The sequence below is a fragment of the Aeromonas sp. 602658 genome (assembly GCF_049173005.1).
Lineage (GTDB): Bacteria > Pseudomonadota > Gammaproteobacteria > Enterobacterales > Aeromonadaceae > Aeromonas > Aeromonas veronii_A.
On the sequence record NZ_JAAKRF010000016.1, the window covers coordinates 50,063 to 72,150 of the forward strand.

Annotated in this window: 21 protein-coding genes; 11 read left to right on the forward strand and 10 right to left on the reverse strand. The window is 60.1% G+C overall.

Annotated features, from left to right (window positions below; translation table 11 throughout):
- Positions 1–196 precede the first annotated feature (196 nt).
- Together G5253_RS12840 and G5253_RS12845 are read left to right on the forward strand one after the other, a co-directional pair.
- A complete protein-coding gene (locus G5253_RS12840; protein ID WP_266135108.1) occupies positions 197–949 on the forward strand; it encodes a DNA/RNA non-specific endonuclease in 753 nt (250 codons plus the stop codon).
- 323 nt (positions 950–1,272) lie between these two features.
- Positions 1,273–2,376, forward strand: a complete 1,104-nt coding sequence (locus tag G5253_RS12845) for an ElyC/SanA/YdcF family protein (RefSeq protein ID WP_266135109.1) — start codon at positions 1,273–1,275, stop codon at positions 2,374–2,376.
- A gap of 81 nt (positions 2,377–2,457) precedes the next feature.
- Here G5253_RS12845 and G5253_RS12850 read toward each other — a convergent pair whose 3' ends face one another.
- From G5253_RS12850 to cyoA, 7 genes are all read right to left on the reverse strand, one after another.
- Positions 2,458–2,832 carry a DUF805 domain-containing protein gene (locus G5253_RS12850; protein WP_266135110.1) on the reverse strand — a complete coding sequence of 125 codons (375 nt, stop codon included), beginning with the start codon at positions 2,830–2,832 and terminating at the stop codon, positions 2,458–2,460.
- Between the two features lie 60 nt (positions 2,833–2,892).
- The gene (locus G5253_RS12855; RefSeq protein WP_266135111.1) at positions 2,893–4,263 is read right to left on the reverse strand and encodes an MFS transporter; all 1,371 of its coding nucleotides are present in this window, start codon (positions 4,261–4,263) and stop codon (positions 2,893–2,895) included.
- Positions 4,264–4,423: 160 nt separating this feature from the next.
- Positions 4,424–5,320, reverse strand: coding sequence for a heme o synthase (cyoE, locus tag G5253_RS12860; RefSeq protein ID WP_216953248.1), 897 nt, complete (start codon positions 5,318–5,320; stop codon positions 4,424–4,426).
- Positions 5,321–5,331: 11 nt separating this feature from the next.
- The gene (locus G5253_RS12865; RefSeq protein WP_216953247.1) at positions 5,332–5,661 is read right to left on the reverse strand and encodes a cytochrome o ubiquinol oxidase subunit IV; all 330 of its coding nucleotides are present in this window, start codon (positions 5,659–5,661) and stop codon (positions 5,332–5,334) included.
- Positions 5,662–6,276, reverse strand: coding sequence for a cytochrome o ubiquinol oxidase subunit III (locus G5253_RS12870; RefSeq protein ID WP_266135112.1), 615 nt, complete (start codon positions 6,274–6,276; stop codon positions 5,662–5,664). It lies immediately after the preceding gene.
- A 107-nt stretch (positions 6,277–6,383) separates the two neighbouring features.
- Positions 6,384–8,360 carry a cytochrome o ubiquinol oxidase subunit I gene (cyoB, locus tag G5253_RS12875; protein WP_266135113.1) on the reverse strand — a complete coding sequence of 659 codons (1,977 nt, stop codon included), beginning with the start codon at positions 8,358–8,360 and terminating at the stop codon, positions 6,384–6,386.
- A gap of 3 nt (positions 8,361–8,363) precedes the next feature.
- Positions 8,364–9,407 (reverse strand): cytochrome o ubiquinol oxidase subunit II, encoded by a 1,044-nt coding sequence (gene cyoA / locus G5253_RS12880; protein WP_266135114.1) that lies wholly within the window; start codon positions 9,405–9,407, stop codon positions 8,364–8,366.
- 578 nt (positions 9,408–9,985) lie between these two features.
- Here cyoA and G5253_RS12885 point away from each other — a divergent pair.
- The gene (locus G5253_RS12885; RefSeq protein ID WP_266135115.1) at positions 9,986–11,911 is read left to right on the forward strand and encodes an NAD(P)-binding protein; all 1,926 of its coding nucleotides are present in this window, start codon (positions 9,986–9,988) and stop codon (positions 11,909–11,911) included.
- Complete coding sequence (locus G5253_RS12890; protein WP_266135116.1) at positions 11,908–13,113, forward strand: c-type cytochrome; 1,206 nt, start codon at positions 11,908–11,910, stop codon at positions 13,111–13,113. Before G5253_RS12885 ends, G5253_RS12890 begins: the two co-directional genes overlap by 4 nt.
- An 89-nt stretch (positions 13,114–13,202) precedes the next feature.
- Here G5253_RS12890 and G5253_RS12895 read toward each other — a convergent pair whose 3' ends face one another.
- The 3 genes from G5253_RS12895 to G5253_RS12905 form a co-directional block, all read right to left on the reverse strand.
- The gene (locus G5253_RS12895; protein ID WP_199251909.1) at positions 13,203–13,538 is read right to left on the reverse strand and encodes a DUF3634 family protein; all 336 of its coding nucleotides are present in this window, start codon (positions 13,536–13,538) and stop codon (positions 13,203–13,205) included.
- A gap of 105 nt (positions 13,539–13,643) precedes the next feature.
- Positions 13,644–14,612, reverse strand: coding sequence for a nucleoside hydrolase (locus G5253_RS12900; protein WP_266135117.1), 969 nt, complete (start codon positions 14,610–14,612; stop codon positions 13,644–13,646).
- Positions 14,613–14,835: 223 nt separating this feature from the next.
- A complete protein-coding gene (locus G5253_RS12905; protein ID WP_005337735.1) occupies positions 14,836–15,129 on the reverse strand; it encodes a hypothetical protein in 294 nt (97 codons plus the stop codon).
- Between the two features lie 212 nt (positions 15,130–15,341).
- On the opposite strand from G5253_RS12905, the gene G5253_RS12910 reads away from it, so the two are divergent.
- The 7 genes from G5253_RS12910 (at position 15,342) to G5253_RS12940 (ending at position 22,069) form a co-directional block, all read left to right on the forward strand.
- Positions 15,342–16,787: a coniferyl aldehyde dehydrogenase gene (locus tag G5253_RS12910; RefSeq protein ID WP_158109356.1), complete on the forward strand. Its 1,446-nt coding sequence runs from the start codon at positions 15,342–15,344 to the stop codon at positions 16,785–16,787.
- Between the two features lie 11 nt (positions 16,788–16,798).
- The gene (locus G5253_RS12915; RefSeq protein ID WP_266135118.1) at positions 16,799–17,431 is read left to right on the forward strand and encodes a TetR/AcrR family transcriptional regulator; all 633 of its coding nucleotides are present in this window, start codon (positions 16,799–16,801) and stop codon (positions 17,429–17,431) included.
- Positions 17,400–17,930, forward strand: a complete 531-nt coding sequence (locus G5253_RS12920; RefSeq protein ID WP_100653396.1) for a hypothetical protein — start codon at positions 17,400–17,402, stop codon at positions 17,928–17,930. Before G5253_RS12915 ends, G5253_RS12920 begins: the two co-directional genes overlap by 32 nt.
- Positions 17,931–17,948: 18 nt before the next feature.
- On the forward strand, positions 17,949–19,133 hold the full coding sequence (locus tag G5253_RS12925) for an iron-containing alcohol dehydrogenase (RefSeq protein WP_150996557.1): 1,185 nt from the start codon (positions 17,949–17,951) through the stop codon (positions 19,131–19,133).
- 203 nt (positions 19,134–19,336) lie between these two features.
- Entirely contained in the window at positions 19,337–19,597 is a 261-nt protein-coding gene (locus G5253_RS12930; protein WP_005337747.1) for a GNAT family N-acetyltransferase, read from the forward strand.
- Complete coding sequence (locus tag G5253_RS12935; RefSeq protein WP_040094760.1) at positions 19,584–20,174, forward strand: nucleotidyltransferase family protein; 591 nt, start codon at positions 19,584–19,586, stop codon at positions 20,172–20,174. Before G5253_RS12930 ends, G5253_RS12935 begins: the two co-directional genes overlap by 14 nt.
- A gap of 71 nt (positions 20,175–20,245) precedes the next feature.
- Positions 20,246–22,069, forward strand: coding sequence for a SulP family inorganic anion transporter (locus G5253_RS12940; RefSeq protein WP_005361668.1), 1,824 nt, complete (start codon positions 20,246–20,248; stop codon positions 22,067–22,069).
- Positions 22,070–22,088: the final 19 nt, after the last annotated feature.

Consider the following 22,088-nt stretch of genomic DNA (forward strand, 5'->3'; position numbering starts at 1 on the left):
GGCCCCTTTTCATTGCATGCCGAGCAACCGCATATCATCCCACCGACCAAGCCACTGATTTAAAACATATTAACCAGTCACATCACGGATCTTGGCGAGCCGTCACAGAACGGTGACGTGTAAAAAAACAGCAATTGAAGCGCTGGTCAGATCTCATGTCAAATGGCTCCGCCTACTAAACTGGAGCATCACAAAAATGATAAAAATCAATAAATTGGTTCTGGCTGTTACCCTCACCCTCACTGCCACCCCCTTGCTGGCAGCCCACTGGACGTGTGGCGACCACGTGCGCTTTGGTCTGCCCTCCGAATCGGATCAGAAGCTCTGCCGTGAAGGGTATGCGGTCGGCTACAACTACGACTACAAGGTGGCGGACTGGGTCTCCTACTGGATGACCGCCCAGAGCGCACAGGGCACAGTGCCCCGCAAGGATGCCTTCGCCGAGGACAGGGAGATCCCGGTTGCCTACCGCGCCACCCTCTCCGACTACAAGGGCTCGGGCTACGACCGTGGCCATCAGGCCCCGGCGGGGGACATGAAATCGAACAAGAACACCATGAAAGAGAGCTTCCTGCTGAGCAACATGACACCGCAGATCGGGGTGCTCAACCAGAAGGCGTGGCGCGTGCTGGAGGACAAGGTGAACAAGTGGGCGGTCTCCCGCAAGGATGTGCAGGTGATCACCGGCCCCATCTTTACGGGCTCTGAAGAGTCCATCGGTCAGGGTGTGGCGATCCCGAGCGCCTACTACAAGATCGTGATGGACCCGGCCAGACTGCAGGCCATCGCCTTTATCATGCCGCAGGAAGAGGTGCCCATCAGCCAGATCGCCGACTACCGGGTCTCGGTACGTGAGGTGGAGGAGCAGACCCAGCTCAACTTCTTCAGCGATATGCCCGAAGAGCAGCAAGAGACGCTGGAAGCCCGCATCTCCCCGATGTGGAACTGACTGCGAACACTCGCCAACAGATGGATTGACACCCCATCTCTCTTGCATCGCGATAGAGGGAGGGGCCAACGCCCCTCCCAGCAGGGGGAGTCACGCTCTCCCTGTCCCTTTTCAGATGGCAGCTGACCCGTTGCGGCCACTTTTGCGGCCACAGGAGTGGCATCACCCGACGACCCGCCCCGACTCACAGTTTGCCGCACCGTTAACTGGTATATTGCCCTCTCTTTGGCACTAACAGACTGAATTGACGCATATTTGCCTTATCCCATCGGCCCACACGCTGGCGCACCACGGCGCAATTCAGCCCGACAGAGGACCTTTTGATGAAACAGACCCTTCTTGCCCTCACCCTCGGCGGCCTGCTGGCGCTCTCGCCCCTCGCCCTGCAAGCGGCCGAGAGCTCGATGCAGATGGAGCACGACCTCAATACCCTGGTCAGCAAACGCCAGGCGGTGGACATGTTGCTCGGCGAAGCGCTGCAGATCTACAAGTCGCCAGCCAAGATCTCCCACGCCGGTTTTACCGCCAAGATGCCGAGCAATATGGAGCTGGTGACCGAGCGGCTGCTGGCCGCCTACCAGCTTGAACCCTACCGCACCGACCTGCTCATCTCGGCGGCCAACGCCCAGATCTACAACGGCAACCTGAGCCGCGCCATCACCTTGCTGGAGCAGGCGCAGGCCGTCGCCCCCGATGATCTCGACATCAACAGCTATCTCGCCATCTGGCAGCTGGTGAAGGGTAACAAGGAGGCTTCCCGCAGCTATCTGGCGAAAGTGGCGGATCGCAACAGTGGCCGCGCTGCCGATCTGGAGGAGATCATCGCCCGGGTGCAGCGGATCACCGCCGCCCCGCTGCAGACCGAACTAACCGAGGATCAGGTCAAGGCCAGCAGGGAGGGCAAACGCGCCATCGTCACTCTGGGCTACGCCCTCAATCCCGACGGCAGCATGGACAAGATCCTGCTGGGCCGTCTGCAAACCACCCTTGAGCTGGCCAAAGCCGACCCGGAAGCGCTGATCATCCTGACTGGAGGCATGCCCCAGAACCGCCAGACCGAGGGCAAGCTGATGGCCGACTGGCTGGCCAACCACGGCATCGATCGCAGCCGCCTGATTGAAGAGAACTACGCCACCAGCACGGTGGATAACGCCCTCTACAGCGCCTATGCCCTCGCCCGCCACCAGATTGACTATGCGGTGCTGGTAAGCTCCGCCAGCCATGTACGCCGCGGTCAAACGGTGCTGGAAATCGCCTGCGACCAGATTGGCCCGGCCAACATCAAGGTGGCGAGCGTCAGCTACCCCGACAAGCCCCTCGAGGAGCTGGCCACCCCGAGCGAGAGCGAGCTGCTCGGCATCTACCGCGACGCCCTGCGCACCTACGGCATGTGGAGCTACCGCTCCGCCCCGCTGATTGAGCGTTGATCGGCCATCAAAACGAAAAAGAGAGGGAGGCGTGATGCCTCCCTCTCTTTTATTGACCGATGATTGGCCAAGCCTCGCTCGTTAGCTGACGATAAAGCCCTGTGAGGGGGCCGCTTTGGGATCATCGCCGAAGCGGTTTGGCCCCTGCTGGCCATTGCAGACCATAAAGTAGATAAGCACCAGGGTGCCGATAATGGGGATAAGCCCGAGCAGCAGCCACCAAGCGCTGCGATCGGTATCGTGCAGGCGACGGGCCGCCACCGCCAGCGATGGCAGCAGCACGGCCAGCGAGTAGATGCCACTGATGAACTCCTTGTCGCCGCCAATCAGCTTGTCCACCATGCCGAGCAGCAGCATGACGATGACGTTGCACAGCACGAACATCCAGTATTCGGTGCGACGGGCCCGCCCGCTGAATACCGCATATTGCTTGAGGACCGAGATATACCAGTTCATTGCGCCTCCAGACTGTTTTCAAAAACAAGTAGTTGCAGATCCGAACCGAGCTTAGCGCGATCAGTGTCCGGCGTCGATCACCAGCAGCTCCAGATCCTGGCGACTGACCCGCTTGCTGTCCACCTTCACATAGAGCGAACGTTCCTTCCGTGCCAGCAGTACATCGTTCACCCCGTCGCAGGCTCGGAGTTTCTGCTCCAGTGCAGGGCTCGCCTCCACCCCTTCCGGTAACAGGATGCGCAGACTGCTCACATAGGGGGGCTCCTGCATGGTGAGGCTGACCCCGAGCCAGACAAGGGCCAGCGCAGAGCAGCCGCCAAACACCAGGGCGCCACCACCCAGACTGTAGAGCAGGCCCCCCAGGCTGCCACCGATAGCCACTCCGATAAACTGGCTGGTGGAGTAGATCCCCATGGCCGTACCCTTGTAACCCGGTGGCGACTCCTTGCTGATCAGGGATGGCAGCAACGCCTCCATCACGTTGAAGCCGATGAAGAAGAGCTGCAGGCCGGCGAGCAGGCCCCACAGCTGCAGGCCAGCCTGCCACAGCACCACTTCGGCGCTGAGCATCACCAGCACGCAGATCTGGAACACCAACTTCATCTTTCTGCGCGTCTCGGCATAGATGATGAAGGGTACAACGCTGACGAAGGCAATCAGCATGGTGACCAGATAAGCCTGCCACTGGCTGTCCCGAGGCAGACCCGCTTGCTCCAGCAGCGGCGGCAACGCCACGAAGCTCGACATCAACAGGGTATGCACGCACAAAATGCCGAGATTGAGTTTGAGCAGGCGCGGATTGGTCAGCACAGTGCGCATCCCGCCCCTGACCATGCCGGACTCGCGATTGAGCAGATGAGTTGTCGGTGTCGGCACCAGCCAGAGGGTGACGGCAATGCCCCCCAGCGCCAGCAGGGCGATGAGCCAGAACAGGCCGGAGAGTCCCAGCGCATGAGTGATGAGGGGGCCGGTCACCATGGCGATGGCGAAGGTGATGCCAAAGCTCACCCCGATGAAGGCCATCGCCTTGGTGCGGTTCTGCTCGCGGGTGAGATCCGACAAGAGCGCCATCACGGCGGCCGAGATGGCGCCGCTGCCCTGCAGGGCGCGGCCGGCGATGACGCCCCAGATGGAGTGGGTCAGCGCCGCGATCACGCTGCCGAGGGCAAACATCAGCAGGCCGCCGACGATGAGGGGCTTGCGGCCCACCTTGTCGGAGAGCAGACCGAACGGGATCTGGAACAGCGCCTGGGTCATGCCGTAGATGCCGATGGCCAGGCCGATGAGCGCTTCGGAGGCCCCCGCCAGCGACATGCCGTAGGTGGTCAGCACCGGCAGCACCATAAACATGCCGAGCATGCGCAACGAGAAGACGGAGCCGAGCGCCCAGGTGGCACGGCGCTCGCCCCTCGTCATGGTGAAATCATTCATGATGGCCTCGATAGGTCAGGGAAAAGGAAGACTCAAGGGGTGGCCGACACGCGCCATGCCACACCCGACAGAGGGGAAAAGTACCCGATGGGCGGCCCCATAATAACAGAGCCGGGGAGGTTCCCGGCTCTGGATCTCATGCAATCGGAAGCAACGCACACTATCGGAGCAACATGCTCACCAGCGCCACAGGCTCGGCCTCTGGCTGGAAGTCTACCGACATCATGACACTCAGACAGGTAATGGTGACGATGGAAAACATAAACAGCTTGCGCGCCCAGAGAGCATCATCAACCAGCTGTTTGTAACCCGACAGCGCCATCCCCAGCCACCAGACACTCACCGCAGTGGCCACCACCAGATACTTGTAGCCGGCGTAACCGCCGAGGAACAGCATCAGGGTCGGCACCATAAAGGCCAGGATGTAGAGGGTAATGTGGTGCTTGGCCACCGAAATTCCCTTCACCACCGGCAACACCGGAATGTTGGCCGCCTGATAATCCTTGAAGCGGAAAATGGCGATCGCATAGGAGTGCGGCATCTGCCACAGGCTGAAGATCGCCAGCAGGATCAAGGCCCCCGAGTCGAACTGACCGCTCACCGCACAGTAGCCGATGACCGGCGGCGCGGCGCCGGAGAGGCTGCCCACCAGGGTGCCGTAGACCGAGTGACGCTTCATGTAGAGGCTGTAGACCCCCACATAGACAATGAAGCCCAGCACCGCCAGCAGAGCAGCCAACGGATTGGCCGCCCAATAGAGCAGTGCAATGCCCGCCATGCCAAGCGCGGTGGCATACCAGAGCGATACGCCGGGGGCGATCAGCCCCTTCACCAGAGCACGGTTCTTAGTGCGCTCCATGATGCAGTCGATATCCCGGTCGATGTAGTTGTTGAACACGCAACCGGAGGCCACCACCAGCGAAACACCCACCATGGTCAGCATGAACAGGGGCAGGTCCAGGCTTCCTTTTGAAGCCAGCAGAAATCCCCCGATCACCGAGATGAGGTTGCCGAAGATGATGCCCGGCTTGGTCACTTGCAGGTATTGCTTCATCATTGCCAGCCTGCTCAGTGGACCATCATGTTGATGTTGAGGTTGTACATGATCCACAGGGAACCCACGACCACGATGGCAATGATGAGCACGGTAAAGACCAGTGCCACCAGGTTCCAGCGCTCCTCGGACGAGGTGTTCATGTGCAGGAAGTAGACCAGATGGACAAAGATCTGCACCACCGCCATGCCAACCACGGTGGCCAGCACGGTGGTGTGGGAGGCGGAGCCGTCTATCACCATCCAGAACGGTACGGCAGTCAGGATCAGTGACAGCACGAAGCCGATCAGGTAGCTCTTGGCGCTGCCGTGGCTGGCGCCGTGATTATCAACGGAATGACTCATTTACATTGCCCCCATCAGATAGACCACGGTAAAGACGCAGATCCACACCACGTCGAGGAAGTGCCAGAACAGGCTCAGGCACATCAGGCGGGAGCGGTTGCGATCGGTCAGCCCCTTCTTGGCCACCAGCACCATCATCACGATGATCCAGATAAGGCCGCTGGTGACGTGGATACCGTGGGTACCGACCAGGGTGAAGAAGGCGGAGAGGAAGGCGCTGCGATCCGGGCCGTAACCTTCTGCGATCAGGTGATGGAACTCGTAGATCTCCATCGCGATAAAACCGGCACCCAGCACAAAGGTCACCAGCAACCAGCCATTGACGGTAGACACCCGGTTCTTGTTCATCGCCAACATGGCAAAACCGAAGGTGATGGAGCTCAACAGCAGCAGCATGGTTTCGGCAAATACGAACGGCAGTTCGAAGATATCCTTGCCGCTCGGACCGCCGGCAGTGCCGTTGACCAGGACCGCATAGGTTGCAAACAGACATGCAAACAGAATGCAGTCACTCATCAGGTAGATCCAGAAACCAAACACCTTGTTGGCACCGGCATCATGGTGCCCATGGTCATGGGCACTCTCGTGAGTGTGATGTAGAACGTCGGTCGCCATAGCGTCACGCCCCCTTGTTAATGTTGGCAAAATGCTGACCTTCGGGTGCCCATACCCTCCGGGCACCGTAGACGTGAATGTGATATGAAACGCCAGTGGTCATAGCACTAAGCCCCCTTGTTGATGTTGGCAAAATGCTGATCTTCGATGCGCGTGATCTCGTCAACCTGGACGTAGTAGTCCACGTCATCGTTGAAGCTGTGGATGACCCAGCTGCCAATCATGGCGGCAAAGGCAAGGATGGCCATCCACCAGATATGCCAGATCATGGCAAAGCCAAAGATGGCGCTGAAGCCCGCGATGATCACCCCTGCCCCGGTGTTCTTGGGCATGTGAATCGGCGCATACTGCTTGGGCTGCTGATAGGCTGAACCGTTTTGCTTGGCCTCCCAGAAGGCATCCAGACCGGTGATCTTCGGCTCGATGGCGAAGTTGTAGAAGGGCGGCGGTGAAGAGGTCGCCCACTCCAGCGTCCGGCCACCCCAGGGGTCACCACTCACATCACGGTTCTGCTCGCGGTCACGGATGCTGACCACCAGCTGGATCACCTGGCACAAGACACCAAGGGCAATCAGGCCGGCACCACAGGCGGCTACCACCAGCCAGGGGTGGAAGGCCGGATCCAGCTGTTGGCTGATGCGACGGGTCATCCCCATGAAACCCAGTACGTAAAGCGGCATGAAGGCAACAAAGAAGCCGATAATCCAGCACCAGAAAGCACGCTTGCCCCAGGTTTCGTTCAGGGTGAAGCCGAACGCCTTGGGGAACCAGTAGGTGATACCGGCAAAGCAGCCAAATACCACGGCACCAATGATGACGTTATGGAAGTGAGCGATGAGGAACAGGCTGTTGTGCAACACGAAGTTGGCCGCCGGCACCGAGAGCAGTACCCCTGTCATGCCACCTATGGTGAAGGTGATGATGAAACCGACGGTCCACAGCATGGGTGAGGTGAACTCGATGCGACCACGGTACATGGTGAACAACCAGTTGAAGATCTTCACCCCGGTCGGGATGGAGATGATCATGGTGGTAATGCCGAAGAAGGCATTCACGTTTGCGCCCGAGCCCATGGTGAAGAAGTGGTGCAACCAGACAATGAAGGAGAGCACGGTAATGGCAATGGTCGCCCATACCAGCGAGGTGTAGCCGAACAACCGCTTCTTGCTGAAGGTGGCCACTACTTCGGAGAAGATCCCGAATACCGGCAACACCAGGATATAAACCTCGGGGTGGCCCCAGGCCCAGATCAGGTTGATGTACATCATCATGTTGCCACCCATGTCATTGGTAAAGAAATGGGTACCCAGATAGCGGTCTGCGGTGAGCAGGGCGATGGTAACGGTCAGGATCGGGAAGGAGGCGATGATCAGCACGTTGGAGCACAAAGCCGTCCAGGTGAACACCGGCAGACGCATCATGGTCATGCCAGGAGCGCGCATCTTGATGATGGTAGCGAAGAAGTTGACGCCAGTCAGCAAGGTGCCCAGACCCGATATCTGCAGACTCCAGATCCAGTAATCAACCCCGACCCCCGGGCTGTACTCCAGCCCAGAGAGGGGCGGATAGGCCAGCCAGCCGGTCTGGGCGAATTCACCGACCCCGAGGGAGATGTTGATCAACACCACGGCAGCGGCGGTGAACCAGAAGCTGATGTTGTTGAGGAAGGGAAAAGCCACATCACGGGCACCGATCTGGAGCGGCACGACGATATTCATCAGACCGATCACCAGTGGCATCGCCACGAAGAAGATCATGATGACCCCGTGGGCGGTGAAGATCTGGTCGTAGTGGTGGGGCGGTAAAATGCCGTCACCACCAGCCGAAGCCATCACCTGCTGGGTACGCATCATCACAGCGTCGGCGAAGCCGCGCAGCATCATGACCATACCCAGGATCAGATACATGACCCCAAGACGCTTGTGGTCGACCGAGGTAAGCCACTCTTTCCACAGATATTGCCACTTGCCGAAATAGGTGATCAGGCCGGCAACGGCCAGCCCCCCCAAAATGATACCGGCTACCGTCACCATGATGATGGGTTCATGGAACGGAATGGCATCGAGTGTTAATTTTCCAAACATCGGTTATTCCTCGGATCCTGCTTGCACAGCCTTGTTATCCAACGGCGCGTTCATATGTCCGGCATGCTCCTTCTGCCCGTCATGCGCCATAGCGGCATGGTCCATCTGCATATGTGCCATGTCATCGTGATTCATGGCGGCGCCATGCTCTGAGGGGGCTTTATGGGTCATCCCCTTGTGCTCGCCATGCCCCATGTCACCCATAAACTTGTTGATCAGCTTGACGAAAAGGGCCGGATCGGCACTTGAGAAATACTCTACCGGGTGGTTTTCGCTCTTCTTGGCCAGCGCATTGAACTCATCCATGGTGGTCAGCATCTTGGGAGAGGCCTTGACTTTGGCAACCCAGGCATCAAAACCGGCCTGATCCTGCGTAGCAATCGCCTTGAACTTCATGCCCGAGAAACCGGCTCCGCTATAACTGCTGGAGATACCGTCATACGCGCCTGCTTCATTGGCAATGAGATGCAACTTGGTCTGCATACCGGCCATAGCATAAATTTGCCCGCCCAGCTTGGGAATGAAGAAGGAGTTCATGACAGTGTCTGAAGTCACCCGGAAATTGACGGGGGTATTGACCGGGAATGCTAATTCATTGACCGAGGCAATCCCTAATTCTGGGTAGACAAACAGCCATTTCCAGTCGAGGGAAATAACATCAATCTGGATCGGCTTCACTATAGACTCCAGCGGCTTGTAGGGATCCAGTTCGTGGGAAGTTTTCCAGGTAATGGTTGCCAGAATGACGATGATAATAACTGGTACGGTCCAGACAACCGCCTCAATTTTATTGGAGTGAGACCAATCCGGAGTATATTTGGCATTGGTATTTGATGCCCGGTATTTACGAGCAAAGACCACCGCCATAATAATCACAGGGATCACCACAATTAACATCAGCCCCAAGGCGGTTAATATCAGTGATTTCTGTTCCAGACCAATCTGCCCTTTGGGATTCATCAAGGCCATGTCGCAGCCGGTCAGCAAGCTGGCCGATGCGAGCAACAGCAAAGCACCCAAGCCCCTCTTTAATTCAAAAGGTCTCATGCAGTGTCCTTATGGTCGCAAGGCTAAAGTTGTAAAAACGGGCAACATTGTGATCAGAACTGGAACATGTAAACAACATGGAAAATTAATCTTAAGATTGTGCCAAACTTGGCCTCAGCATGTGAAAAATGTTAATTTTGCATCCGTATCACTATTAATGGCGCCTTTCCCCATAATTAATCAATGACACTCTCTTCTCAATTTATAATTGGACAGGGAGCATTATCTCGCCAACTAACCTTACATAGCATATGGGTATATATGACGAAAAATCAATCCTCCAGCATGAATAATAAACACCTGTCGACTTTGATGATCTGCGACAATTTGAACTCATCATCATTTACGTAATTAAACGCGACGAACAGAACACAGCACGATATTTTTTAGCTGGATTGTTTTTTAACAATTCGAACCCAAACAGATATGTCACTCCATACTCGTTTGATCAATCTGTTTAATAAGTTATTATCAACCCATATAGACGCCATAAAAATATGGCGGTAGGTTGCGTCCTCTTGCTGCTGGCCAGCTACCCCACTCTGTACTTTTCCATTTTTCATACAGCAGGTATTGCCATGAGTATTACACGCAGAGATTTTCTCAACGGCGTTGCCATCACCATTGCGGCAGGCGTCGCTCCCATCAATCTGCTCAAGGCTGCCGAAGGCGGCAGCACGCTGGCGGATAAAACCCTGGCCTACCCGCCCGCCCTCACCGGGCTGCGCGGCAACCACCCGGGCTCCTTCGAACCGGCCCACAGCATCGCCCGTGACGGCAAGCAGTATGATTTTGCCAATATTCCCCTAGAGGGAGAGTACGATCTGGTGATCGTCGGCGCCGGGATCAGCGGTCTGGCCGCCGCCTGCTTCTACCAGCAACTGCTCGGCGCGGATAAAAAGATCCTGCTGCTCGACAACCATGACGACTTTGGCGGCCACGCCAAGCGCAACGAGTTCACCACCCCCGATGGCCTGCGTCTGGGTTACGGCGGCAGTGAGTCCCTGCAATCACCGCGTTCGGTCTACAGCCCGGTGGCGCTCGGTCTGCTCAAGGCGCTGGAGGTCAACATCGACGAGCTGGCCGCCGGTTTCCAGCAGACCTTCTATCCGGATCTGGGGCTGAGCCGCGGCGTCTATTTCGACGAGAAGCACTTTGGCGTCAACAAGATAGTGAACGGGGATCCGGGCCACAACGTGGCGGACGATATCCCGCGCGATCGCCTGAACGGCCGTCCGCTGGCAGAGTTTATCGGTGACTTCCCCCTCGATGATGCCGACAAGGCCGCCCTGTTGGCCCTGCACGAATCGAAGATCGACTACCTGAGCGGCATGACCCGCGAGCAGCAGGATGAGTGGGTGACTCGCAACAGCTACACCACCTTCCTGCGCGATAAAGTGGGTCTCAGCGAGCGGGCGATCACTTACTTCCAGCAGCGCACCAACGATTTCCAGGCGGTCGGCATCGACGCCACCGCCTGTGCCGATGCGCGCCTCTGCGCATTGCCGGGGTTCGACGGCCTCAATCTGACGCCGCTGGATGCCGAGGAGCAGGCGGAGCTGGACGATCCCTACATCTTCCACTTCCCCGATGGCAACGCCGGTCTCACCCGCCTGATGGTACGCAAGCTCATTCCGCAGGTGGCGCCGGGTCACACCATGCAGGATGTGGTGCTGGCCAAGTTTGACTACAGCAAACTCGACCTGCCTGAGCACAAGGTGCAACTACGCCTTGGCAGCACGGCGTTGCAGGCCAAAAACGTGCGCCTCGCCGATGGCAAGCAGGCGGTGGATGTCACCTACATCAAGGAGGGGAAACTGCACCGGGTGCGGGCCAAGCAGTCGATCATGGCTGGCTACAACATGATGATCCCCTACATGGTGCCCGAGATGCCGGAGCCCCAGAAGGAGGCGCTGCGCCAGAATGCCAAGGCGCCGCTGGTCTACACCAAGGTGGTGATCAAGAACTGGCAAGCCTTCGTCAAGCTGGGGGTACACGAGGTCTACTCCCCCGCCGCCCCCTACAGCCGGGTCAAGCTGGACTATCCGGTAAGCATGGGTGGCTATGAGCATCCCAAAAGCCCGGATCAGCCGATGTGCCTGCACATGGTCTATGTCCCGACCCTGCCGGGCAGCGGCCTCTCGGCCCGCGAACAGTCCCGCAAGGGGCGCGCCATGATCCTCGGCATGCCGTTCGAGCAGCATGAACAGATGATCCGCGAACAGCTGCAGGGGATGCTCGGCAGCGCCGGTTTCAACCATGAGCAGGATATCCTCGCCATCACGGTCAACCGCTGGTCTCACGGCTACTCCTATGTCACCAACACCCTGTTTGATGACGAAGCGCAGTGCGAAAAATGGATTGAACTGGGTCGCCAGCCGATCGGCAACATCACCATCGCCAACTCGGATGCAGGCTGGAGCCCCTACGCCCACGCCGCCATCGACGAAGCGTGGCGCGCCGTTAACGAGCTGGTAGCCATGAGCAAGGGAGGTGCCCAATGAGCCGCGCCCTGTCACTGACCGCCAGCGCCCTGCTGCTGGCCCTGCCCGCCCTTGCCGCCAACGCAGCCCCCGCCATGTCGGCGGGGGAATACGTGGCCAAGCTCGGCGATTGCGCTGCCTGTCACACCAGCGAAACCAGCAAGCCGCTGGCGGGCGGCAAAGGGTTCCCGACCCCCATCGGTACCGTATTTGCCACCAACATTACCCCCGACAAGATACACGGTATCGGCAACTACAGCCTGCCGGAGTTCATCAAGGTGATGCGTGAAGGGGTGGCCCGCGATGGCCATCGCCTCTATCCAGCCATGCCCTACACCGCCTACGCCAAGATGAGCGATAAGGATCTCGAAGATCTCTATCACTATCTGATGAAGGAGGTGCAGCCGCTGGCCATCGCCAACAAGGAGAGCGACATCCCCTGGCCCCTCAACATGCGCTGGCCGCTGATGGGCTGGAACTGGGTCTACCACGATGACAGCCGCTTCACCCCGGTCGCAGGCAAAAGCGAAGAGTGGAACCGTGGCGCCTATCTGGTGCAGGGTGCCGGTCACTGCGGCAGCTGCCACACTCCGCGCGGGCTTGGCATGCAGGAGAAAGCGCTGACCGAGGCGGACCCTGTCTACCTGAGCGGTGCGGCGCTGGATGGCTGGTATGCCCCCGATATTCGCGGCAGCCGTTACAGCAAGCAGGCGCTGATCGACCTGCTGAAAACCGGCCGCAGCCAGCATGAAGCGGTCGCGGGCCCCATGGGGGAAGTGATCACTCACAGCAGCCAGTATTTCAGCGACGCCGATCTGGCCAGCATCGCCACCTATCTGACCGACCTGAAAGATGAACCGGTGGCGGAGAAAGGGGCCCGCGCCTACGCCAGTGCCAGCGGCAAGGCGGACTACGCCATGTACTGCTCCACCTGTCACGGGGTCAACGGCCAGGGCAATGACCACGTCATCCCCTCGCTGGTCAACAACCGCACCGTGCTGGCGAGCGATCCGTCGAGCCTGATCAATGTGCTGCTGCACGGCGCCGAAACACCGGTCACCCACGACCATCTGGGTTACCACATGCCGGGCTATGGCTGGACCATGGATGACGAGCGGCTCGCCGAGCTGGTCAACACCCTGCGCGCTTCCTGGGGCAATGAAGGCACCGCCGTCAAGGCGGCGGCGGTCAAGGCCCAGCGCGAGCTGCACGGCAAGGAGTAAGGGCGGTCAGCTCTCTCTTGACCAAGTGTCATAAGAAAACGGGCCTCCACTGGAGGCCCGTTTGCTATTGATGAACCAGGTTCCGGTACTTATCCCTTGCGGGATTTTGGCCCCGGCAGTGGCGCCGTTGGCTGGCGGTAATCGCCATAGGGGAAGATATTGCGAAACCGCTGGGCCACCGGCTCGGGGATAGAGCGGGAGAAGATCAACTTCACACCATCGCCATCGCGCTGCCCCACAATGCGACCGCGTACCGTATCGTGGCGCAGGATCTGTTTGGCATGGTCAATAAAAGCGGGTGAGACCTTGCCCTGCTTGACCACCACCTTGCCGGGAGCAAGGCGGATCTCGAACAGGGCGCCACGCCCCAGCTTCATCAACCACCAGATCAGCACAATCGCTACGATCAAGGAAATCCAGGCCATCTTCATCCCTCCCAAGGTCTTGATATCAGGCAGTATAAGCGGCCATGCGCCCCGATTGTTTGGCGCCGATCACAGCCCCGCCTCAGCGCTATAGCGCCCCTTTGCTCAGCAATCCTTGCCCCAACCCACCAGCGTCTCGCGATAGAGAGCGAGCAGCGCCTCATCACGCACCGCCACCCCGACCTGCTGCGGACGATAGGCTGCCCAGTCATCGTGGGGGTGGCGCTTGCCATCGAACTTTTGCAGGGTGTGGCCGATGGCCGGACCGCTGGTGATAACCCGTACCGGCCCCTCGCGCAGGGTAAAGAGGGTCGGATCAATCACATAGGCGATGGCGGACGGATCGTGGACGTGGCAACCGGAGAGCCCCAGTTTCTCGGAGTAGAAGCGCAGGTAGAAGCGGCTCACATCCCACAGGAAACGGCCCGGCTCTCCCGCCTTGTCCTTGAGCTCATCAAGATAGGCGCTGCTGAAGAAGCTCTGCTGGGTCACGTCCAGCCCGATGATCACCACCGGCCAGTCGGCGGTAAAGACCCGATCGGCGGCATCGGGATCGTCGTGAATATTGGCCTCAGCATAGGGAGTGACGTTGCCGCGATGGCCGTTGACGCCAAACGCGCCCCCCATCACCACTACCTGTTTCACCAGCGAGACAATCTCGGGCGCCTGTTGCAGCGCCAGCGCCAGATTGGTGAGCGGGCCGATAGTGACGAGGGTGATCTCCCCCGGCGCGGCTTTCACCGCCTCGACAATATATTGCCAGGCGGGGCGAGGATCCGGGGCTATGGTCACCTCCCCCGCCTCCATGTCGCCAAAGCCGCTCGGGCCGTGGACTATGGTGGTGGGGCCGACCGGCTCGCGCAGCAGCGGGGCGGCAGCGCCTTTGACCACATCCGCCTTCATGCCGTACTTCTGCTTGAGCCAGAGGGCATTGCGGGTGCCATTGTCGATGGTGGCGTTACCAAAAACTGTGGTGATGGCGAGCAGCTCGATGGCGGGGTGGGCCTCGGCAAACAGGATGGCCATGGCATCGTCGATACCCGGGTCGGTATCCAGAATGATTTTATGGGTCATGAGAAATTCCTACGGTGACAAACCCTGCGACAAAAGGGAGAGTCTACCCGGCTGACGGCCCCATATCCCGGCATGGGATCACAGAGCGAGCCTTTGCTCCCGGCAGCGGGGGCGCTGCTGGCGACAATCTGCACAAAAAACGGCGCGACCCTGTTGCCAGCACCGCGCTCTTTATCGTTGTTCGTTATCTGCTGTCTGGCACCGATCTGCCTGACTACGCCCCTCAGTGCTTGCGATGCCAGCGCGGTGAGGTGGATTTCTCTCCCCAGGGGGTCACACAGGGGAGCAGAGCCCCTTCAATCACCATCTCGCTGCCTGCCAGCGCTTCGGCTATCTTCTGGTGCAGCACCCGCAGTACCTTGCCCTCGTGCTCGGCCAGAGAGTGGCCCGCGGCAAAGAATTCCGGCTGATATTGCAGTGCCAGCTTCTGGGCGAATTCGTAGGTGTTGAAGCAATCCGGCATCCGCTCAACCACATCTTCAAGCCGGGCCAACAAGCTGTTCAGTTCCCTGGTCATAGTGCTCTCTCCGTGTAGGTTAATAGCCAAAAACTACCCCTTATTAGATAAGCCACCAACGAGCAAACCACAAAAGTGTGGGGAGACACACAGTTCTCTCTTGCGTCTGGCTCGTGGTGAACGGCAGACAGCTTGCCAGCTTTACATTCCGGTAACAAACAGCTAGATTTAGACCGACTAATCAGTCGGTCATTATTCATGCGGAGAACAACATGGGTGCGGCGCAGCTTCAACACACTCCTGAGGATATCCTCGCCATCAAATTGTCCCTGCCGGATCAGCTGGCACGGCTCAAGCGGGCGAGTCTGGCTCATCCCATGCCCACCCTGGCCGAGCGCCGGGCGCAGCTGACCAAACTCAAGCATGCGCTGCTCGCCCACAAAGGGCAGCTGTGCAAGGCGCTGGCAGCAGATTATGGCCAGCGCAGCCACTACGACAGCCTGATCGCCGATGTGCTGCCCTGCATCATGCAGATCAACTACACCCAGAAGCGGCTCAAGCGCTGGATGCAGCCTCACCGCCGCCACACCGGCCTGCTGCTGGCGCCCGCCAAAGTAGAGGTGCACTTCCAGCCGCTCGGGGTGGTCGGCATTATCGTGCCGTGGAACTTTCCGGTGATGCTGAGCCTTGGCCCCCTCATCACCGCCATCGCGGCGGGCAACCGGGCGATGCTGAAACTCTCCGAGTTCACTCCCCATACCAATGCCGTGCTGCGCACCATGCTCACCAGCGTATTTGACGAAAACGAGATCGCCATCATCGAGGGGGATGCCCAGATGGCGGCGGCGTTCAGCTCACTGCCGTTCGATCACCTGCTCTTTACCGGCTCCACCATGGTGGGCAAGCTGGTGATGGCCGCTGCCGCGCCCCAGCTCACCCCCCTCACCCTTGAGCTGGGCGGCAAGAGCCCTTGTCTCATCGCCCCCGACATGCCGGTCGCCACCGCGGTCGAGCGGATGATCTTCGGCAAGAGCCTCAACGCTGGCCAGATCTGCGTCGCCCCCGACTATGTGCTGCTGCCCCGCAGCGAGGTGGATAACTTTATCGCCGCCTATCGCCGCCACTTCAGCAAGCTCTACCCGCAGGGGCTCAATAGCGCCGACTACGGCGCCATCATCAACGACCGCCAGTATCAACGTCTCGTCAGCTGGCTGGATGAAGCCGAGCAGGCGGGTGCCCAGCTCCACCCCTGTGGCAACCCGGCCCGCGACGACCAGCGTCGCCTGCTGGTGCCCCACCTGCTGACCGGGGTGCCGAGTCAGTGTCAGGTGATGCAGCAGGAGATCTTTGGCCCGCTGCTGCCGCTCATTACCTACGACACCCTGGAGGAGGCGCTCGCCTATGTGGCTGAACGGCCCCGCCCGCTGGCCCTCTATCTGATGAGCTTCGATCCCGAGTTGCAGGCACGGGTGACCCGGGAGACCCACTCCGGCGGCATGGCGATCAACGAGAGCCTGTTTCAGGTGGCTGCCGATGATGTGCCGTTTGGCGGCATCGGCGCCTCCGGCATGGGCCACTACCACGGCCACGAGGGGTTTCTTACCTTCTCCAAGGCGAAAACCGTGCTGACCCGCGGCAAGTTCACCACCGGCTCCCTGATCCATCCGCCCTACCACAGCTGGATCCAGAAGCTGATGATGGCCTTCTTCCTGCGCTGATGGAGATGACCATGAACCAGGCTATCCCGCAGCCACAAACCATGACCGACAAGCGCCGCCAGATCCTGGATGCCGCCCTCGCCCTCTGCGCCGAAGATGGCCTGCAGGGGGCCGCCACCGCCCGCATCGCCAAGGCGGCCGGGGTGGCCAACGGCACTCTGTTCCACCACTTTCCGAGCAAGGAGGCGCTGATCCTCGCCCTCTATCAGGATGTGAAAACCCGGATGGGGAGCGCCATCCATGAAGCAGATCCCACCCTGTCGCTGTACGACCAGACCCGCCACTACTGGCAGCTGGCGATGGGGTGGATGCTCGCGCATCCCAATGAGCTCAAATTCGTGCTGGGCTTCTTTCACTCTCCGCTGCTGGCCAGACCGGCCCGCAGCCAGATCCTGAACGATGCCCTGCGCTTTCTGCCTGCCCTGCTGGCAAAGGGGCAGGCCAGCGGCGAGCTGATGCAGGCTCCCGCACCACTGTTGCTGGAGGTGTGTCAGGGCCAGTTCCTCGCCTGCGCATCACTGTTTGTCGATCAACCGGAGCTGGGACAGGACGACTACTGGCAAGCCAGTGCCTTTGCCCTCTTCTGGTCAGCCATCTCAGGAGCCAATCCTCATGCGCCTTTCCATACCAACATGGACGTTTGAACCTGCGGCCGCCCTTGGTCGCCGCCTCTGGATCACCACTCTGCTCTGGGTGGTGGGTCGCACCCTCTGCCGCGCCGCCCGCACCGATGAGGCGGTACGCCGCGAATTGGCGCCGTTGCCGGACGGGTTGGCAATCCGCCTCGAAGTGGGCGGCATCGGCTACGCCATGAACATGCACAAGCAGGGTGGGCGCTGGTATCCCGGTGCGCCAGCCGCCCCTCATGCCACCATCCATCCGCTGCGGGTACGCTTCAAACACCCCAATATCGCCTTTCGCGCCCTGAGTTTTCGGCTCGGGGTCAATCAGGCATTTGGCGAAAACCGGCTGCTGGTGGAAGGAGATCTGACCGTCGCCATGCATCTGGTGCGGGGGCTTGAGCAGTTGCAGTCCCTGATCCTGCCCGCCTTTATCGCGCGGCCGCTGCTGCGCCACTATCCCGCCCCGACCAACAAGATCGGCCGGGCCTGCAACATCTATCTGGGTCTGGTGACCGGCTAACGCGCAAGGAGCCTTGAAATGAGCCGCTATTACGATTTCTTCTGCCCGGTCAAACTGCTGGCCGGTGAACAGGCGCTGGAGCAACTGGCCAGCGAGCTGGCCAGTCTGGGTGCCCGTCGCCCGCTGCTGCTGACCGACAAGGGGGTCAATGCTACCGGCCTTGCCACCCTGCTGGCCAATGTGCTGGCCGAAGGGGAGCTGCCGGTCGCCGCCATCTGGGACGAGATCCCGGCCGACTCTTCCACCGCCGTGGTGGAGCGGATCGCCAAACGCTATCGCGAGCTCGACTGCGACAGTCTGGTGGCGCTGGGGGGCGGCTCGGTCATCGACACCGCCAAGGCAGTCAACATTCTCACTTCCATGGGGGGGGATCATCTGCTCGACTACTCGGGCGCCGGTTGCCTGACCCGTCCCCTCAAGCCGCTGGCGGTGGTACCCACCACGGCGGGCACAGGATCAGAAGTGACATTGGTTGCAGTGATCAAGGATGAGACGAGCGGGCGCAAGGTGCCCTTCACCTCACCCTTCCTGCTGCCCCAGCTGGCGGTGCTCGACCCGCGCCTGACCCAGGGGCTGCCCCTCAATATCACCGCCGCTACCGCCATGGACGCCATGACCCACGCCATCGAAGCCTTTATCGGCACAGCGAAAAATCCAGTGAGCGATGCGCTGGCACTGATGGCAGTGGAGAAGATCGCCAGCGCCCTGCCGCAAATCATCCACGACCCGCAAAACAAACAGCTGCGGCTGCAACTGGCGGAAGGCTCCACGCTGGCTGGCATGGCTTTTTCCAACTCCATGGTGGGGCTGGTGCACGCCCTCGGCCACAGTCTGGGAGCCCGCTGCCATCTGCCCCACGGGCTGTGCATGAACCTCTTTTTGCCGACCGTGCTCGACTACAACCGCCCCGAGGTGGATAGCGAGTTGGCCCGGCTGCTGTTGCCGCTGGTGGGGGCAGAGCGCTTTGCTGCCACCCCGGCCCATCAGCGGGCGGAGGCGACCATCACAGCCATTCGCACCCTGCGCGACACCTTGTGGCAAGCGGTCAAGCTGCCGCGCACCATGAGCGAGGCTGGGGTAAGCGATCGCTCGCTACTGACCGAGATCCGCGATCTGGCAGTCAACGACGGTGCCCTGCTGTTCAATCGCAAGGACGCCGACCGTGAGCAGTTACTTACCCTGCTGGAGCGGGCCTGGGTCTGATCCCTCCCCTTTGCCAACACTCTTGTGCTGACACTAACGCGGTGCCCGACTCACCATCGGGCACCTTGATCTGCATCGCGATATTGATGCGCCCTCTGTCAAAGGGGGATGATATTGACCACGGGCTCTCATTATCTGTTCTATACCTTGGCTAACAGTTATGTTGTGCCGAGAGACCCAACTTTATGCCAGAGGTGCCCACCATGAGCGACATCATCCATCAGGCCAACCAGCAGCAGTTCATCTGTATGGTGGAGGGGAAAGAGTCGAGACTGCGCTACCGACGGCTCGATGCCAAGACCATCGATGCCTACAGCACCTTCGTACCCCCCGAGCTGCGGGTGCAGGGGATTGCCGATCAGCTGGCACGCGCCTTCTTCAACTGGACTCAGGCGGAGGGGCTCACTATAGTGCCGAGCTGCCGCTACATTGATGTCTGGTTACGCCGCAATGCCAACAACTGAACCTCTGAACTCCGCCCTCGAACAGCAATTCCAAGCCAAAACAGAAGCCCTGCTGCGGGCCGATCCGCAGCGGATGGCCTGCCTGCAAGCCGCGGCCGAGCTCAATCTGCCCGACTGGGCGCTGGGGGCCGGTTTTATCCGCAACCTCATCTGGGATCACCTTCACCACAAGGCGGTGCCCACCCCGCTCAACGATATCGACCTTATCTATCTCGATAAAACCGATCCGCAAGGGCTGGCCGAAGCGGAGCACGAAGCTTGGCTCGCCAAACGCCTGCCCAGCCAGCAGTGGGAGGTGCGCAATCAGGCCCGCATGCACACTCGCCAGCTGGTGGCGCCATTTGCCAGCAGCCTTGAGGCGCTGAGCCACTGGGTCGAAGTGCCCACCTGCATCGGCGTGCGTCTCACCCGAGATGGTGAGTTCGAGTGGCTTGCCCCCTACGGCTTTGCCATCAACTGGTCGCTGCAAGTGAGTGCCAACCCCAGATGTCGCCAGGACAAACAGATTTTTACCCAGCGCATCAAGGAGAAACGCTGGCAGGCTATCTGGCCTGACCTTCAGGTAAACTGGCCATAACCTGATTGCAATCTTTCGATAACCTTGGGCACACTAGGGGAAAAGCTGGTTGTAACTCAATGGGTTAAATAATGCGCGACTTCTTCTCTCTCGAACGCTGGCTACCGGGCCTCGCCGCCCTGCTGCATTACCAGCGCGCCTGGTTGATGCCAGATCTTCGCGCCGGACTCTCGGTGGCGGCAGTGGCGCTGCCCGTCGCCATCGCCTATGCCGAGCTTGCCGGGGTGGGTGCCATCGTCGGCCTCTACTCCTGCATCCTGCCCATGCTGGTCTACGCCCTGTTTGGCACCTCCCGCCAGTTGATTGTCGGCCCTGATGCCGCCACCTGTGCGGTCATTGCCGCCGTGGTGACGCCGCTGGCCGCAGGCGACCCCACCCGTCACTGGCAACTGGTGATGACCATGACCGCCATGACCGGCTTCTGGTGCCTGATTGCCAGCCGCTTCAAGCTGGGAGTGCTGGCGGACTTTCTCTCCCGCCCGATCCTGATGGGGCTGCTCAACGGGGTAGCCATCACCATCATGGTGGGCCAGCTCTCCAAGATCTTCGGCTTCACCTTTAGCGAACGTTACCTCATCGAGCGGATCGCCAGCGGGGCCACCTATATTACCCAGACCCATCTGCCGACCCTGGCCATGAGTCTGGTGGCTCTGCTTACCCTGCTGCTGGCCAAACGCTACAAACCGGCATGGCCCTCCTCCATGGTGGCCATGGTGGTGACCGCTGCGCTGGTGTGGGGCTTTAATCTCGGCCAGTTTGATATCGCCACCTTGGGGACGGTGGGCTCCGGTCTGCCCGCCTTCCAGATGCCGGAATTTCCCCCCGGTCTGATGCGGGAGCTGGTGCTGCCTGCCCTTAACCTCGCCATGGTGAGCTTCGTCTCCATGATGCTGACCGCCCGCAGCTTTGCCGCCAAAAACGGTTACGAGATAGACGCAGACAAAGAGTTTCGGGCCCTCGGTATGGCGAACCTCGCCTCCGCAGTCTCCCAGGGTTTTGCCATCAGCGGCGCGGATTCACGCACCGCGGTCAACGACGCCAACGGCGGCAAGAGCCAACTGGTCTCCATCATCGCTGCGGCGGTGATCGCCCTCATCACCTTCTATCTGACGGCGCCGCTCAAATATATTCCCACCGCCGCCCTCGGGGTGGTGCTGGTAATGGCCTCCCTGTCGCTCACCGATTTTCGCGGACTGTGGGCGCTGCGTAACTCCGATCGTTCCGCTTTCTGGCTGGCGCTGGTCACCTTTATCAGCGTGCTCACCATGGGGGTGATCCCGGGGATCACCCTTGCCGTGTTGCTGGGGCTGTTCCAGTTCCTGCGCAATGTGATGCGTCCCACCGATCAACTGCTCGGCATGGATGACGAGGGGGTAGTACGTACCCTGGGGGACAACGAACAGGCCAAGGCGATCCCGGGTATTCTGGTCTATCGCTTCAACTCGCCGCTCACCTACTTCAATGCCCCCTATTTCAAGCGGCGGGTGCTGGCCCTGCTGGTGCAGGATCCCCGAGCCCCCAAGTGCCTGGTGATCGATGCGGTCGCCTGCTTCACCCATCAGGACATCAGCGTGATGAGCATGGTGGGAGAGCTGCACAAGGAGCTGAAACGGCGCGGCATCCATATGGTGATGGCGGGTCGCCACGGCCAGATGACCCACTGGCTAAAGCAGGCGGGCGTGCGGGTGGGCGATGAAGGGATCATCCTCTGCCCCGACATGTATCAGGCGCTGCGCCTGACCCGCTGCTATCGCGAGCCGGTGTTCAAGGATGATGCGGTGGTGGAGAGCACCACCGATGCCATCCGCTCCAACTGGCCGCAGGATGATGCCCTGCCCGACTCGGCGCGCCTCACCCTGCCAAGCGAACAGGAGGCGGGCGCCACGCCTGCCTGATCCCTTGGCCTGCTCCCCT

Coding starts and splice junctions, on each gene's coding strand:
- G5253_RS12840 (WP_266135108.1), top strand. CDS start 197: ATGATAAAAATCAATAAATTGGTTCTGGCTGTTACCCTCACCCTCACT.
- G5253_RS12845 (WP_266135109.1), top strand. CDS start 1,273: ATGAAACAGACCCTTCTTGCCCTCACCCTCGGCGGCCTGCTGGCGCTC.
- G5253_RS12850 (WP_266135110.1), bottom strand. CDS start 2,832: ATGAACTGGTATATCTCGGTCCTCAAGCAATATGCGGTATTCAGCGGG.
- G5253_RS12855 (WP_266135111.1), bottom strand. CDS start 4,263: ATGAATGATTTCACCATGACGAGGGGCGAGCGCCGTGCCACCTGGGCG.
- cyoE (WP_216953248.1), bottom strand. CDS start 5,320: ATGATGAAGCAATACCTGCAAGTGACCAAGCCGGGCATCATCTTCGGC.
- G5253_RS12865 (WP_216953247.1), bottom strand. CDS start 5,661: ATGAGTCATTCCGTTGATAATCACGGCGCCAGCCACGGCAGCGCCAAG.
- G5253_RS12870 (WP_266135112.1), bottom strand. CDS start 6,276: ATGGCGACCGACGTTCTACATCACACTCACGAGAGTGCCCATGACCAT.
- cyoB (WP_266135113.1), bottom strand. CDS start 8,360: ATGTTTGGAAAATTAACACTCGATGCCATTCCGTTCCATGAACCCATC.
- cyoA (WP_266135114.1), bottom strand. CDS start 9,407: ATGAGACCTTTTGAATTAAAGAGGGGCTTGGGTGCTTTGCTGTTGCTC.
- G5253_RS12885 (WP_266135115.1), top strand. CDS start 9,986: ATGAGTATTACACGCAGAGATTTTCTCAACGGCGTTGCCATCACCATT.
- G5253_RS12890 (WP_266135116.1), top strand. CDS start 11,908: ATGAGCCGCGCCCTGTCACTGACCGCCAGCGCCCTGCTGCTGGCCCTG.
- G5253_RS12895 (WP_199251909.1), bottom strand. CDS start 13,538: ATGGCCTGGATTTCCTTGATCGTAGCGATTGTGCTGATCTGGTGGTTG.
- G5253_RS12900 (WP_266135117.1), bottom strand. CDS start 14,612: ATGACCCATAAAATCATTCTGGATACCGACCCGGGTATCGACGATGCC.
- G5253_RS12905 (WP_005337735.1), bottom strand. CDS start 15,129: ATGACCAGGGAACTGAACAGCTTGTTGGCCCGGCTTGAAGATGTGGTT.
- G5253_RS12910 (WP_158109356.1), top strand. CDS start 15,342: ATGGGTGCGGCGCAGCTTCAACACACTCCTGAGGATATCCTCGCCATC.
- G5253_RS12915 (WP_266135118.1), top strand. CDS start 16,799: ATGAACCAGGCTATCCCGCAGCCACAAACCATGACCGACAAGCGCCGC.
- G5253_RS12920 (WP_100653396.1), top strand. CDS start 17,400: ATGCGCCTTTCCATACCAACATGGACGTTTGAACCTGCGGCCGCCCTT.
- G5253_RS12925 (WP_150996557.1), top strand. CDS start 17,949: ATGAGCCGCTATTACGATTTCTTCTGCCCGGTCAAACTGCTGGCCGGT.
- G5253_RS12930 (WP_005337747.1), top strand. CDS start 19,337: ATGAGCGACATCATCCATCAGGCCAACCAGCAGCAGTTCATCTGTATG.
- G5253_RS12935 (WP_040094760.1), top strand. CDS start 19,584: ATGCCAACAACTGAACCTCTGAACTCCGCCCTCGAACAGCAATTCCAA.
- G5253_RS12940 (WP_005361668.1), top strand. CDS start 20,246: ATGCGCGACTTCTTCTCTCTCGAACGCTGGCTACCGGGCCTCGCCGCC.